We start from the raw sequence: 14057 nt of genomic DNA on the forward strand, positions 1-14057 counted from the left end.
CTCACCGGCCTTTTCCGGCCAGGACGGGGTGCCTGGTAGCGATGATGTGCCGGCCCGCGGCCGTGCCTGTCGCTGCTCCGTAGGTGACCCCAATGATCTTGGCGGAGGAGTCTCCGACGAAATAGAGGCCGGGTTCACTGGATTCCATGTCCGGCGTGAGGGACATCTGAGGGGAGATCCGCTCGATGACCGGTGCGGCGACCACGGCGCCGGGCACGATCATTCCGGGAAACACCGCGTTGAGCCGGTCGACCATGGCGAGCACGTCCCCGACGAGCGTGCGGGGGAGGCATTCGGTCAGCGCGGCGTGCTCGTAGTTGATCAAGCTTGTGTCGAGGGACGTGGCCGGTGTGACCGGCTCACCCCGGTAGTGCGCCCGCAGTTCCTCGACGGTGCACGCGACCGGGCGTCCGCCTCCTCGCTGGGCCACATCGCGAATGAGCTCCAGCGCGAAATCGGTACCGTCCTGGCCGGCCGGCATGCGCACGGTCGTCACAATGCCGAAGTTGGTCCGCCGGGTCGGCCTGGTCAGACAGTGCTGGCCGTCGAGTACGACGGCGTCCTCGAACCCGTACTGCATGATGCGGCCGCCCGCGCAGACACAGAACGTCCTGACCGACTCACCACGTTCGTTGAGGAAGGCGAGTTTCGGGTTGGAACACTGGGAGGACAGCGGGGCCAGCAGCTCCCGGTCCCCCTCAAGCCGCACCCCGACATCGACCTTCGCGGCGGCGCTGTGCTCCAGACCGAGTTCTGCGATCGTGTTCCGCACCCACGGCAGGCCGAGCTTACCGACCGCGACGACGACCGAGTCGGCCGTCAGGGTCACGGCCGTACCGTCAGTCTGCTCCGCCTCGACCACGAACCGGGGGTCTGCTGCTGTGCCGATCCTGGTGGCGCGGGTGTGGAAGCGGACCTCGCCACCCGCTTCGACCAGTGCCTCCATCATGCTCTCCACGACGGTCAGCGCCGTGTCCACGGTGATCGACTGAGACACGGTCAGATCGATGCCGTCGAAATGGCTGTTGACCGACGTGGTGTCCGCGACAACGGGGCCGCCGCTGGTGTCGTGCTGGTTCAGCCCGTGCCGGTGCAGCTCCTCGAAGACCTCGCGTACGGCCTGCTCGGCGCCGTCCAGCGAGCCCAGCGCCCGCTCCAGGCTGCTGAACTTGCGCACCTCACCGTCCTCGGACTGCTCGATCTTCGATCGGCTCAGCGCGCTGGGGTAGCCCAGGCTGGTGTCGAAGTGGAACGCGGCGCCACCAAGCCCGGTCAGGCACGTGCAGCGTGGGCACTGCATCCGGAACCGCTCACTGGCCCGTACCAGTCTGCCGTTGAGGTCGACCTTGACCCGCGGGCAGAGGCTGCCCAGCATGGGGCCGCCCGCTTCGAGCAGCAGCACGCGGGTTCCCGCCCGTGCCAGGGTGTAGGCGGCGAATATCCCTGCGGGACCGCCACCGATCACGACGCTGTCATAACGCTCGGTGTCACTCATCCGGCAACTCCTTGACCCACTGGGGCGCGCTGGCGGTGTAGCGGGCGATGAAGTGCCCGTAGTAGAGAGGGGAGGGGTCCCGCCCCTCGTTGCTGATGCGGGCGATGAGCCACTGGCAGAACAGAGGCAGGAGGTCCACCACTCGCCGCGGCAGCTGACCGGTACGCTCGGCGTAGCGGACGAGCAAGTCCCGCAGCAGCAAGGCGTACCAGTGATCGCTCTCGAGGACCTGGTCGTAGAGCCAGTCCACCCCCCGCTCACGGTATTCGGGGAAGACCACCAGGCCCAAGGTGACCAGCAGGTTCAGCAAGTCCATGCCGGCGACGCCGAGCGGCCGGTAGTCCTCCCAGTCGATGATGGACACCCGGTCGGTCTCGGCGTCGTACCGCAGATTCCACGGTGCCAGGTCGCCGTGCGTGGGGCCGACCAGTGCGTGTTCGAGCGCCGCCCGCAGGGCTGGCGAGGACACCAGTGGATCTGCCACGTACTGCCGTGCCGCCGCCCAGCGCGCGGCGGGGTCGTTGTGGGTCACGGCACCGCGCAGATGCATGTCAGCGACGAGGTCGACGGTCCGGGTCAGCAGCGCTGCGAACGTCTCCCTGTCACCGGTCCCCATCAACGCGGTCGGCAGGTCCTCCGACGCCGCGTAGGTCATGATGAAGCCGTCTTCGGTCTGCTCCACGGGCTTTGCCCAGTCCACCGTGGCAGGAAGCGCCAGCCGGCCCAGCTTGTGCCACTCGGCGGCTACCTTGGCGTCGTCGTCGTCGAGCGCGGACTTCGACACCAGTACCGGCCTGCCGTCCAGTGCCAGCGCGGTGAACCTCCGCTTCTTGATCTTCCGAGCCCCCACCGGTGTCCACGAGGTGAAGGTGATGCGGTCCTCCTCCACGACCCCGCTGTGCCGCTCGTGCACCGCCATCAGGTCGATGCGGGCACGGGTGTCGATCCGGGCCTCGACGGCTTCTGACTGCTGTTTCATGAGACGAGCTCCGCGTTGTGTTCGTCGACGTCGATGCGGCGAATGACCTCCGCGATCGGTACTCCGTGGGTCAACCGCTGCAACTCGCGCACGTACGCCCTCCGGTCGCGGCGGCAGACATCGATGAAGGCTGAGAGCTTTCGGTCCGCGTAATCGGCGAACTCCTTGAAAAGTTCGGGACTCTTGTCGATCTGAGCGGCCAGATCCGCGAGTGCGAGGGTCCCGGCGAGATCGTCGTCCGGGTTGTCCTTGTCGAAACCGGCCTCACCGAACGAGGCGCCGTACCGCTCGACCAGTGTTCCCGCCAGGCTTTCCCGGTTGTGCCTGTGCCCGTGGTGCTGATCGGGCAGCAGCATGACCGGGACCTCCAGCGCGGCGGCCTCATGCAGTGAGGTGAGGCCCGGCGGGGCCATGTACACCGGCCCTGTCGAGAGGAGTTCGAGGAGATCGGCGTGCGGGAGGAGCCCGATCCGCAGCCGCACCCCGTTCACGGTGTAATTGCGGGAGTGGCGGAAGGCCCCGGAGCACACGATGATCTCGTCGAAATCGCACCCGTCGGCAGCCATTCGTTCCAGCCACCGGAGCATGACGTCGACGTACGCACCATGCTTCTCGTAATCCAGGAACGCGTTGGTGAAGCCACCCAGGTTGGCCACCAATGTTCGGGGCGTCCGCTGGACAATGGGGTTGAGTTCGCCGAGGTCCACCATCGCCCCGGTGACAGTGGTCGACTCGAACCCCTGCAACGCGAGCAGGTCCACGCGTTCCGTCACTCCAGGGAACGCCTGGGCGAACGACTCCGTCGCCATCATGTGCGCGACCACCATTGATTCGTGCACGGACAGCGATCCGAACGCCGCCGCGGCCTCCTCGTCCGAGCCGAGCCGGACCGCCTCGGCCACGCGGCCCAGTTCCGCGAAGCCACGGCCGACGATCCAGAATCCGAAGAGGCTGTCGAAGAACCTGACCGGCACCCTTTCGCGTACCGCCGCGTAGACGAGCATGGGCTCCATCACGCTGATCACACTGTCGTACTGACGAACTATCGCTCGGGTGACCGGGATGTCTGACAGATCGAACTCATCGATATCGGTGAAGCCCTTCCCGTTGAGCCGCGCGTAGTCGAGAGCGATACCGCTGCCGATGAAGTGGATCCTGCTCCGATGGAGCTGCGCCGCCAGGCTGACCAGCTTGGCCACCGGTCCGAACCCGAATGCCTGAGCACTGCCGAGAACACGCATGAGACCCCCTCAGTGCCCGGCGCAAGCGCGCTCGGTCGGATCACCCAGTACCCGCAACTCGTGCTCCGCCAGCAGGAGGCGATCGTGAACCTCCTCGGCGTCGCTGCCGGTGACGATCACGTGCCCGACCTGGCCGAACACATCCTCCGGCGGTGGGGCGACCACGGTTCCGTGCGCGGTGTACTCGCACACGTCGTGCAACCACGGGCGGGTACGCAGCCAGGGGGCGGGGGCCAGGCCCTCGAACCGCATCCTGGCGGCCGGGTAAAGGAACAGGAGGCCTGCCGCCCGGTCTTCGAACGGCTCGGTATTCGGCCGTCGGCCGAGTGCCGCGGCGGCGAGCGCGGCACCGGTCTTCACTCCGCACGCAAGTTCGATGACTCGCGGTGAGAGGCCGCCGGCGGGCCGGGCGTTGAGCTCGACGATCCGCGGTCCGGCGGACGTCATCTTGACCTCGATGTGGGCCACGACCCGGTCGAACCCGGCCGCGAGCACACTGGCCTGGGCCAGCTGGACTCCCGGCTGCAGGGCGGGCAGATCGAGCGCGTCCCGCCCGCAGATCTGGCCGACCTCGATCGGGTACGGGTCGAAGCCCCACAGCTTGCGGTTCCCGTAGACCATTTCGGCTTCCCCGCCGGACACCCAGAAATCCACGCTGAACTCGTAGCCGTCCAGGTACTCCTCGATGAGGAGCCCCTTGGCTGCCATACCCATGCTCGGCGCGTCGGTGGCGTTGCGCAGGGCATCGTCGAGTTCGGCTTCATGCTCGACCCTGCGCACCCCAGCGCTGCCGGACAGTCCCTGGGGCTTGACCACCACCGGATATCCGATGTCTTCGGCGGCGGCGCGAGCGGCCGCGAGATCGTGCACGAGCACGGACCGCGTCGGCGACAGTCCCGTTCGCGTCAGCAGTTCGCGTTGCAGCTTCTTGTCCCGCGCCAGCTCCGCCGCCTCGACCGGCATGCCGGGCAGCCCCAGCGCCTCGCCGATTTGCGCGGTCAGCACGACGTGTGCTTCCTCGAAGGTCACCACGGCATCGGCGGGAGTACGCGACATCAGCTCCTTCGCGGACCGCAGTACGTCGTCGGCATCCTTCGGATCGAAGACCTCGGTGTCCCCGACCCAGCGCAACTGCCAATCCGCCGGCTGCGGTGTCAAGAGAACCAGGTCGGCCTCCTGCGCCATTTGCGCAAGCAGGTGCTCGTGCCGGATCTGGTTGCCGCTGCCGACCACCAGCAGGGTTCCGCGCACATGGGTATTGCCTGGCATTACGTGACCGTCCTTTGCTAAGGGGGTTGTTGTCATCGAGAGGAGACCGGGCTCCTGGTGACGGTTTCAGCCGCACGGGCCGGCGTCCTGCGGGTCAGCAGGGAGAGCGAAGTCGCCGCGACACCGTGGCCGGCAAGCTGTATGAGCAGGTAGGCCGGAAGGCCCAGGAAGACGAAGGCCGGAAGGCAAAGTGATGACGCCGCGAGGTTGCCGATGCTGAACACCAGCGAGGTCGACGCCGAGTACGCCGCGACCTTCGCCGGCGGAGCGGTGGCCACCACCAGGGGTTGCAGACTTGGTGAGACCAGACACTCGCCGAGCGCGAACACCACCCCGTAGCCCACCACGATCGCCAGCGCGGCACGAACGGAGGGCGCGTGCGCCGACCACAGCAGCAGGCCGAGGCTGAGCGACCACAGCAACACGGCGATCTGCAGCGCCCGGACATAACCCAGCCAGGCAACGACCCGCACCGCCACGCCCTGTAGGGCAACCACGGTGATCGCGTTGACCGCCAGCACGACACTGACCCCGAAGGCGCCGAGCCGACTGCCGTCGCGCAATATGATGGGCAGCACCGACTCGAGCTGGCCGAATCCGAAAATCACCAGCATCCCCTGGAGCACCAGGACTGCGCGGAACACTGGGTCGAGCAGTGGCGCCCAGACGTCGGACACCTTGCGATTCTCCGAAGCGGGCGCCCGTTTTCCCGGCCGTTCCCAGCCGCCCTTGCTCCGTAGGATCGCTATCGTGACGGCCCCGTAGACGAAGGCGGAAACCCCGTTGGCCACGAAGCAGATCCGGTATCCCGTGAGGCCGAACGAGCCGACCAGGAAACTGCCCAGCATCGCGGCTCCGGCGACCGCCCCCGCCTTGATGCGGTTCTGCGCCGCCAGAACACGACCCAGTTCCGGCTCACCGAACAGCGACACGAGCAGGGGCGTGAGCATGGCGTACGACAGTCCCGTCCCTGCACCGGTCAGTGCGGCGGCCAGCACACTGAGCGTCGTCGGCGCGAAGGCGAGGAAGAACGGTCCCGTGGAGCTCAGAGCAAACGTGACCAGGCTGATCTTCGCCGGTCCCACGATGTCGCACAGGTAGCCGGCGACCGGGTTCACCACCAGCGCGGACACCGCGGACACCGCGAAGTACCACGACACACCGGCCACCGATAACCCGACGGCGTCGCTCAGGTACAACGCGGTGAGAGGCAGCACCATCCCCACACCCAACCGACTGACGGTCCAGCCGACCAAGTAGATCGGCAGGAACGGCGTGCGCGTGGTGGACCTCATCAGCGGGGGCCCTCCCCGTACGTTCCGAAACCTTCCGGTGAGGCGATGAACGTATTCGCGGGATCGAACATGGTTTGTTTGCGCTCCAACTGATGTTTTATGGGGTCAACCGTCTGCCGCGGTAGGTTGTCACCGAGCTCTTGCTCGCCACACGCAGGTAATCACCCCACCTTGCGGAACCTGCCGATCCAGTGAATCTGGTCGGGCTTCGTGGCCGTGGGGAGGTTGCGATAGGTCCGCAATTCCTCGCAGTCGAATCGCGTGCTGTCGAAGGTGGAGAGAATGTCTGAACTGGTGATCCGGCGGGGGCCGGTTCCCGGCACCATGCGGTCGGAGAAGGAATTCAGGACAAACAGGCCGTCCGGTCGCAGGAGCCGATGCACCTGATCTGCATAGATGCTGCGCGCATCATCCCGCATGTTGTGAAATACGAAGGAATCGGTGACGACGTCGGCGACCCCGTCGGACAACGGCGGATCGAGGACGTCGCCCTGGACGAATTCCGGCGACACACCGGACAGTCGCGCCCACGCTCGCGCCTTTTCGAGCGCGGCATCGGAGAGGTCGATCCCCGTCACGTGCATGCCTTGCGCGGCAAGGAAAACGGAGTCGACACCAGGTCCGCAACCCAGATCGACGACCCGGTCGCCCCGCTTGATCACCCCATCCGCAACGAGCTTGATCAACTCGATCCCCGGCGAGGCGGTGAACCAGGCAAGCCGGGCCAACGGCTCATCCGAGTAGACCGTGGAGAACGTGTCGACCCAGCTGTCGGTGAATGCCTTCATTTGAATTCCCGTCACTCATTCTTTTCTGCGGTTTGATGTATTCCGGTAGTGCGGTTGCGTACGCCACCGATCTCGAAACTGGAATCGATGAGCAGCGATAAAATTCAGGATCGGGGAAGAAACGACTTCCGTCACTGCGTCCGGGCGGCGCGGCCCATCTTCTGGTCCCGCCTGTACCCCGCCGACTTCTCCCGCGATCCACTCCGTGCCGTTGTCGCCGCTTCTCCCCCTTTTCGGTACGGCGGCTCTCCCCCTTGAACGTGGACAGGCTATTGAGTCTGCTGTTTCAGCCGACCGCGGCTGTAAGTGCCACGAGCCCCGTGTCGGCCGATGTCAGAAGTCTCCACCGCACCCCTTTCTGTCATCTTGCCCGTCCCCTTACAGAGTCCTTTCAGTCGGCTTTCCCTCCGTCCCTCAGCGGTGATTGCCGCGCGTCGGAGTGAGGGTCAACCCCGTTTCCGTTCGCGGGCGGGGCGGGCGGGATCTTCGCGTGCCGCTGCGGCTTCGCCCATCTGGAACGGAGCCGGGATGCTGCGGGTTGTTCCCTACCTGGTCATCATCGGGACGGGCCGGTGGTGAGGTGAACGGCGGGATTGCGGAGAGGCGTTGCCAGGCCGGGGTAAACGCTTCATCCGGGGTTGGCCAGGTACGCGATCTCTCCTGGCAGGTCACCGACCAAGGCCCGCACGGCATCGACCTGCCAGTCGAGTGCCTCAAACAGGGGCTGAACGTTCACGCAATCCATCGCCTGCGCATCGCGCCAAGCGGGAGCACTCATGCCGGTGAGGCGGCGGGTCGTGATGGGACCATCGCTCATTGGACGCAGGACACGGAGAAGGCCGGGCGGTGCCCGTAGTCACGGATCAGAGACCGGTACAGGATCCAGATCCCGTAGGGCTGCTCGGCCTTCCACCACTTCGGTCGCACAACGCAGGCGGTGTTCCGCGGGACGCGCTCGACGGTCTCGACGTCGATGCCCGGGACTGAACGGTGCGCGATGGCACCGTTTCTTGAAGCCTGATCACCAGCACCTTCTCGACGATGCCGCCGACGTGCTCGGCGATCAGGCTCGGCAGTGGCGATACCCGCAGCATCGTCGGGCATGGTCACGCCGGCACAGTGACCGCGATGACCAGGCCCAGCGCACCGGCGGCCAGGCGCACCGTTTGCGGCCTGGCACACGCTCCGCCGAATCGAGGCCGGGACCCCGGAAATACTGTGGACACTCCGCTTCCTGGTGACGCCTCCAAGGTTCCCGGCCACTGGGAGGGCGACCTCGTGATGGGCGCCCGGCCCTCGGCCGTCGCCACGCTCGTCGAGAGAACCAGCCGCTACACGACCATCGTCGCGCTGCCCTACGGCATCAAGGCTGAGCAGATCGCTCCGCACCTCACCAGGAGTCTCCTCGGCATCCCGCCCCAGCTACGGCGAACACTCATCTGGGACCGAGGTCGGGAAATGGCCGAGCACCAGGCCATCACTGCCAAGACCGGGATGCCGATCCACCTCTGCAAGCCGCGCAGCCCGTGGCAGCGCGGCACCAATGAGAACACCAACCTGCTGCTTCGCGAGTACCTTCCCAAGGACGCGGACCTCGGCACGTTCAGCCAGGCCGACCTGGAGGCCATCGCCCACGAGCTCAACCATCGACCGCGCAAGATCCATGGCTGTCGCACCCCGGCAGAGGTCTACGCTGACCTCCTGAACAGCGGTGATGCGCTGACCGCTTGAGCTCGCCAACGTCTGCCGGCAGGAGGGCGGTTTCGAGTAGCCCGACTCGCCGCTATCAGGCTTGCGCGGTGGGGCGGACGACGATCTCGCCGACATCGACGCCGTCGGGTTGTTCGATGGCGTAGCCGATGGCGGAGGCAATCGCCGAGGGCGGCATGGCGATCTCGTCCCGCTGCCGGGTCATCGCGGCCGCGGCTTCAGGGCTGGCTCCCTTGCCGATGCCTTCGGTATTGGTGAAGCCGGGTGAGACGAGGGTGACGCGCAGGTTGGGTCCCGACTCCTGGCGTAGGCCCTCGGTAAGCACCTTCACCGCGGTTTTGGTGGCCGCGTAGACCGCCTGGGGGGTTTTGACGACGTAGGCCGCGGTGGAGCCGACGTTGACGAACTGGCCGAAGTGCTGTCGGCGGAAGACGGGCAGAGCCGCCCCGATGCCGTTGAGCAGGCCGGTGATGTGGGTGGAGACCATGGCGTCCCAGTCGTCCTGGCGCAGGTCGTCGAATGGTGAGACGGCCATCGTGCCTGCGTTGGAGACGAAGACGTCGAGGCGACCGTACTGACTGAGGGCGGTGTCCGTCAGGCGCTGGAGGTCTTCGCGGCGTGTGACGTCGACGATGACGCCGGTGGCGGTGCCGCCCTTCGCCGTGATGCCGTCCACGACGGCATTCAGTCGGTCCTCGCGCCGGGCTCCGAGCACGAGCTGGGCGCCCTTTTCGGCGAGGTAGGCCGCAGTGGCCTCACCGATGCCGCTGCTGGCGCCCGTGATCGCGATGACTTTGCCCTGGATGCCCGACATCATCGGCGTCCTTTCTTGGGGTGCGCGCAGGTCAGTACAGTGACCTACAGTGAAACCGGAGGTGTCCCCAGTTATCCCACCCTAAGTGGGGGCGCATCCGGTTAGCAAGTCCGGAGGCTTCGACAAGGGGATGGCGAGCACTGATGACCGACGGAACGCTTCGACCGCTGCGGGCTGACGCACGGCGGAACAAGGAGAAGATCCTCACGGCCGCTGTACGCGTCTTCACGACGGAAGGGCTGGATGCGCACCTGGAACGCATCGCCAGGGAGGCAGGCGTGGGCAGTGCGACCCTGTACCGCAACTTCCCCACCCGGGAGGCTCTGATCGAGGCGGTCTACCGCAACGAGGTGGCCCACCTGTGCGATGCCGCCCCCGCTCTCCTTGCGCAAAAGCCGCCGACAGAAGCCCTGCGCGCGTGGACGCGCCTGTTCCTGGACTACGTCACCGCCAAGTACGGCATGATCGACGCCCTGCGCGCCATCGCCGCGACGGGAAGCAATCCTTATGGTCACAGCCGGGAAATGATCCAGGCCGCCATTACCTCACTCCTGGACGCCTGCACGGCCGCGGGGGCGATCCGCACTGACATCCAGCCCACCGACATCGGCGCTGCCCTGGAAGGCATCGCCCTCACCTCGGCGGGTGCTGAACACCGACAGCAAGCGGAGCGCCTGCTCGACCTCACCCTGGACGGCCTCACGGTCCGCCCATAACGACGCGTACGTGGGTCCGCTCCACCACCGCAGGGCCTCGGGCGGTCATTCCTCGCTGCCGTCGTCCTCGTCCAGCTCCGGCCCGTCGGGGTCGCGTAGCGGGCGCAGGGCGCCGGCGGCCGGGTCGCCAGCGGTGAAGCTGTCGCGGCCGAGCAAGTTGAGGTTGCGGTGCTTGAGCGGGGGGGGAGCCGGGCGATGTCCTCGTCTCGGATCTCATGGCCCTCGGCCTGGAGCTGGGCGATGGCGGCATCGATGTACTTCGTAGTCCCCAGGACGATGGCGTTGAGGACCAGGCCGAGCGCGCCGAGCTGGTCCTCCATCCCGTCGCGGTACACCTGGTGGATGGTGCCGCGCTTGCCATGCCACACGTCCCGGGCCGGCTCGTGGCGGGACTCCTGCACGGTGAGCTGCCGGTTCATCTGCCGCCGGTAGGTGTCGTCCACCGGGTCGACCACCCGCAGCAGGTGCTCGGTCTTGGTGATCCGCCCGTACTCCGCAGCGCAAAGCCCGCCGCGAGTACGCGAACCGCGTCAGCACCCTCGGCAAGTGACCAGTCCCCCGGAAACCTGCTGACGGGTTACCTGTTCCCCGGTGTCCGAGCTAGGACACCGGGGCCGTGACCAACTTCAGCGCCAACCGCTGTACCGCTGTTCCCCGAGGCCCCTGTCCCGCAGGTTCTCGGGATGAGTGAGGAGGAGGCGGGCGGAGCGCTGCGGAGTCGTGACGGGTTCGTCGCCGCCTCGGCGCGGCCCTTGGTGATGGAGAGGTAGAGCAGATTGCGGCTGCCTGTGCATGCCAGCTCCTTGCTCTCCCGCAACAGTTACTCGACGGTGTCGTCCTGGCCGGCGGCGTGGCGGGCGCGTAGGTTCGGGCGGCCATATGCTTTGTCTGCATGCAGGCGCTGCGGCACTGTCGTGGGTGTTGCCGACCGAGACACCGACGAGGAGGGGCAGTCCGTTCGCGTCCGGCAGGACTTGCGTCTTGGAACCCGGCTTGCCCAGTTGGGTTCTAGCGATCGTTGCAACACCTCTCCGTGTGGGGTGTCGTGTTCGAGATCCGCAAGAACCGGACCAGGGCTCTGGGCGGTCGTAGACGGCTGGTCCGGCACAATTCAACTCCACGTACCCTGGCCCATGTTGAAGCCGACGACCGCCTCGCCACGTAGGACACGGTCTCAGGCCGCCGGTCTGCGCTGAGCGGCCCAAGCGGCTATGTGGGCACGGGAACGCAGACCGAGCGTGGTACGAATGCCGCGGAGATGGCCTTCGACAGTGCGCACAGATAGGTGCATATGTTCGGCGATCAGCCGATTCGTATGACCCTCGGCCAGAAGATTTATCATCTCCCATTCACGCCGATTCAGCGGGTCGCCGCTGACTGCCTCCGGCGTCGGCGCGCGATCATGCCTCAAGGCGTATGCGACAGCCTGGTCTCGCAGCATTCCGTGGCCGGCTTCGACCGCGGCATTGGCCCGCGTCGGCGGCAACGCTTTCACCGCCGTGGCCTTCGCCGCCCCGACAAGCTCCCGCCACCAGGGTCGTGTGCTCTGCGCAGGCTTCCTGCCGAGCACCTCGGCTGCCGAGATGAGTCGAAGTCCTCGTTCAAACTGGCGGGCCCTCACAGAGGCAACTGCCATGCCTTCGATCGAGTAGACAACCCCGGACTCATCGTCTGCAGCACTCCGCAGTGGCCCGGCGAAATACTCCTCCGCCGCCGAACAGTCATCGCGCTCAAGGGCTACGGCACCTGCCGTAACAAGAGCGATGTGCAGCCAGCTCGGTGGCGCCTCGGCACGCAGCACTGGGAGCACTTCGTCAATCTGCCGTGTGGCCCGCGCCAGGTTCCCTCGCACCAGGTGATGCCGGGCGAGGTTGCTCAGACAGACAGCGATACTGAGCTTGTCGTCCAAAAGGCGGCTGATCTCCAAGGATTCCCGCAGTTCCGCGAGGGCGGTGTCTTCATCACCGCACATCTCCATCGCCATGCTCGACACCAACAGCACACGGATGAGTACCGGACCCGGGGCGTTGCGGCGTTCCAACTGCACAGCCTGTCGCGCGCGACGTACGGACTCGTCGTGGTCGCCGTGCCGTAAGGCGAGCAGCGCCATACCGCCAAGTACGAGGCTGCGATGGTGTGGGTCTGCAGCGGTGGCGTCCAGGGTGCCTGCCAGCGGCCCGCGGGTGGCGTGCTTGGAGCCTTGCTGCGCTTCCGCTATGGCAAGCGCCACGGCCAGTAGGTGCCTGCGCTCATCACCGTTGTCCGTCAAGTACCTCAGGACGTGTGCGAGGTTGTCTCGCTCCTCCGCCAGCCGCTCGTACGTTCTCAGCGGCGTCACCCCGGTCTCCTGAATCGGCCTCGCGATCTCAGTGAGCCAGTGCGCTAAACGGCCGTATGTTCCAATCTCTTCACCTTCAGCGCAGAGCTTTTCATGTCCGTAGTGCCTAATGGCTTCCAGCATCCGCAGCCGCGTCGAATCCTCACGGCCGGTGGTGTAAGGGGTAATGAGGGACTTGGCTTCAAGGCTCGCGAGCAAAACGGGGACCATCGCGGTCGAAATGTTTTCGTCGGCTGCAACGGCCGCGACAGTATCCGGCCTGAAACCGCCCTGCAGCACCGACAACCGACGGAACAGAATCCGCTCCATTGGCGTCAGTCGGTCATAACTCCAGTCGAACGCCGCCCGCAGACTCTGATGACGTCGATCCGCCGTCCTCCAACCAGCGGTGAGTAGGGGAAGGCAGTCACGCATTCCATTGTGGATCTCGCTCAACGGAAATGCCCGTACCAGCCGAGCAGCCATTTCGATGAACAGAGGAACACCGTCGAGCCGAGCGCATATCGCGGCCACCGTCGCGGCGTTCTCTTCGGTGAGTTGGAAGTCTGCTACGACCGCCCGCGCCCGGTCGATGAACAAGCGAACGGAATCCGACCGCAGATGGTCGATGAACAAGAACCGTCCGTCCGGATCGGGTTGGGCAAGCCCGGTGACCGAGTGCACCGTCTCTTTGGGTAGCCCCAGCGGTTGCCGGCTGGTGACCACCACCCTCAACCGCGGCAGTCGGCCAAGCAACTCGTTCAGCAGTCGCCCGCAACCTTCGACTATGTGGTCGCAGCCGTCCAGCACCAGCAGCCGGTCGCTGGTGCCGGGACCGGAGGGATTCGGCGGCGCCGTGATCGAAACTCCGTTTTCGGTAGCGTCTCGCAGTGCCCCAACGATTCTCTGCTGTGCCTGGTCATCGCTGGTCAGCGAAGCAAGCTCCACCAGGATGACCTCGTAGCGCCCGCTACGCCGCGCCCGCCCGGCCAACTCGACCGCCAGTCGTGTCTTACCGACTCCTCCGGGCCCGGTCAGCGTCAGCAATCGAGTTTTGCGCAACAGCCGCCCCAACTCAGCCAGTTCCTCGGTGCGGCCGACGAAGCTGCTCAGCTGGTTGAGTACTCCATAGGAAGCCGTGGCACCTACTTCCCGTGCCTTCAGACGACGACGGTAGGCACGCTGACGGCAGGCGTTCGAACAGTAATGTGCCGATATCCTGCTCCCCAGCTCGCGCGTGCGTAATGCCTTGGCACATACCGCGCAGAACAACAGTTCCGATATACCCACGTCAGCTGTGCTGCCACCCGCTGCAGGCGCGGCCACAACGTCAGATCCAGATTGGTGGACAACAGGGCTGAGAATTTTGACGGAGTTGCCGATCCTGCGGTACTCGGAGCGAATTTTTGATCCGGTCGGTGTCATGGGTGCAT

At 66.1% G+C, this 14057-nt stretch carries 10 protein-coding genes and 3 pseudogenes; 2 read left to right on the forward strand and 11 right to left on the reverse strand.

Annotated elements, in window-relative coordinates:
• Position 1: 1 nt before the first annotated feature.
• The 7 genes from H293_RS0138090 to H293_RS58640 all read right to left on the reverse strand — a co-directional run bounded on the left by H293_RS0138090 (position 2) and on the right by H293_RS58640 (position 7884).
• On the reverse strand, positions 2-1495 hold the full coding sequence (locus H293_RS0138090) for an FAD-dependent oxidoreductase (protein WP_020123041.1): 1494 nt from the start codon (positions 1493-1495) through the stop codon (positions 2-4).
• The gene (locus H293_RS0138095) at positions 1488-2474 is read right to left on the reverse strand and encodes a phosphotransferase (protein WP_020123042.1); all 987 of its coding nucleotides are present in this window, start codon (positions 2472-2474) and stop codon (positions 1488-1490) included. Before H293_RS0138095 ends, H293_RS0138090 begins: the two co-directional genes overlap by 8 nt.
• A complete protein-coding gene (locus H293_RS0138100; protein ID WP_020123043.1) occupies positions 2471-3715 on the reverse strand; it encodes a hypothetical protein in 1245 nt (414 codons plus the stop codon). The genes H293_RS0138095 and H293_RS0138100 overlap by 4 nt, the downstream gene beginning before the upstream one ends.
• Before the next feature lie 9 nt (positions 3716-3724).
• Positions 3725-4966: an ATP-grasp domain-containing protein gene (locus H293_RS0138105; protein WP_020123044.1), complete on the reverse strand. Its 1242-nt coding sequence runs from the start codon at positions 4964-4966 to the stop codon at positions 3725-3727.
• 50 nt (positions 4967-5016) lie between these two features.
• Entirely contained in the window at positions 5017-6279 is a 1263-nt protein-coding gene (locus tag H293_RS0138110) for an MFS transporter (RefSeq protein ID WP_020123045.1), read from the reverse strand.
• Positions 6280-6440: 161 nt separating this feature from the next.
• The gene (locus H293_RS0138115) at positions 6441-7067 is read right to left on the reverse strand and encodes a class I SAM-dependent methyltransferase (protein WP_020123046.1); all 627 of its coding nucleotides are present in this window, start codon (positions 7065-7067) and stop codon (positions 6441-6443) included.
• A gap of 628 nt (positions 7068-7695) precedes the next feature.
• Positions 7696-7884 carry a hypothetical protein gene (locus tag H293_RS58640; protein ID WP_158694491.1) on the reverse strand — a complete coding sequence of 63 codons (189 nt, stop codon included), beginning with the start codon at positions 7882-7884 and terminating at the stop codon, positions 7696-7698.
• 431 nt (positions 7885-8315) lie between these two features.
• On the opposite strand from H293_RS58640, the pseudogene H293_RS50775 reads away from it, so the two are divergent.
• A pseudogene (locus H293_RS50775) lies at positions 8316-8798 on the forward strand (IS30 family transposase); the annotation flags it as partial.
• Positions 8799-8853: 55 nt separating this feature from the next.
• Here the strand turns inward: H293_RS50775 and H293_RS0138135 are convergent.
• Positions 8854-9591 (reverse strand): SDR family oxidoreductase, encoded by a 738-nt coding sequence (locus tag H293_RS0138135; protein ID WP_020123050.1) that lies wholly within the window; start codon positions 9589-9591, stop codon positions 8854-8856.
• 143 nt (positions 9592-9734) lie between these two features.
• Here H293_RS0138135 and H293_RS50780 point away from each other — a divergent pair, with 143 nt between their 5' ends.
• Positions 9735-10307 (forward strand): TetR/AcrR family transcriptional regulator, encoded by a 573-nt coding sequence (locus H293_RS50780; protein WP_020123051.1) that lies wholly within the window; start codon positions 9735-9737, stop codon positions 10305-10307.
• Between the two features lie 45 nt (positions 10308-10352).
• Here the strand turns inward: H293_RS50780 and H293_RS61770 are convergent.
• The 3 genes and pseudogenes from H293_RS61770 to H293_RS50790 form a co-directional block, all read right to left on the reverse strand.
• Positions 10353-10810 (reverse strand): annotated as a pseudogene (locus H293_RS61770) (Tn3 family transposase); the annotation flags it as partial.
• Between the two features lie 356 nt (positions 10811-11166).
• Positions 11167-11305: pseudogene (locus tag H293_RS59350) on the reverse strand (IS5/IS1182 family transposase); the annotation flags it as partial.
• A 176-nt stretch (positions 11306-11481) separates the two neighbouring features.
• Positions 11482-14049: an ATP-binding protein gene (locus tag H293_RS50790; protein ID WP_078612789.1), complete on the reverse strand. Its 2568-nt coding sequence runs from the start codon at positions 14047-14049 to the stop codon at positions 11482-11484.
• Positions 14050-14057: the final 8 nt, after the last annotated feature.

This window comes from Streptomyces canus 299MFChir4.1 (assembly GCF_000383615.1).
Taxonomy (GTDB): Bacteria; Actinomycetota; Actinomycetes; order Streptomycetales; family Streptomycetaceae; genus Streptomyces; species Streptomyces canus_C.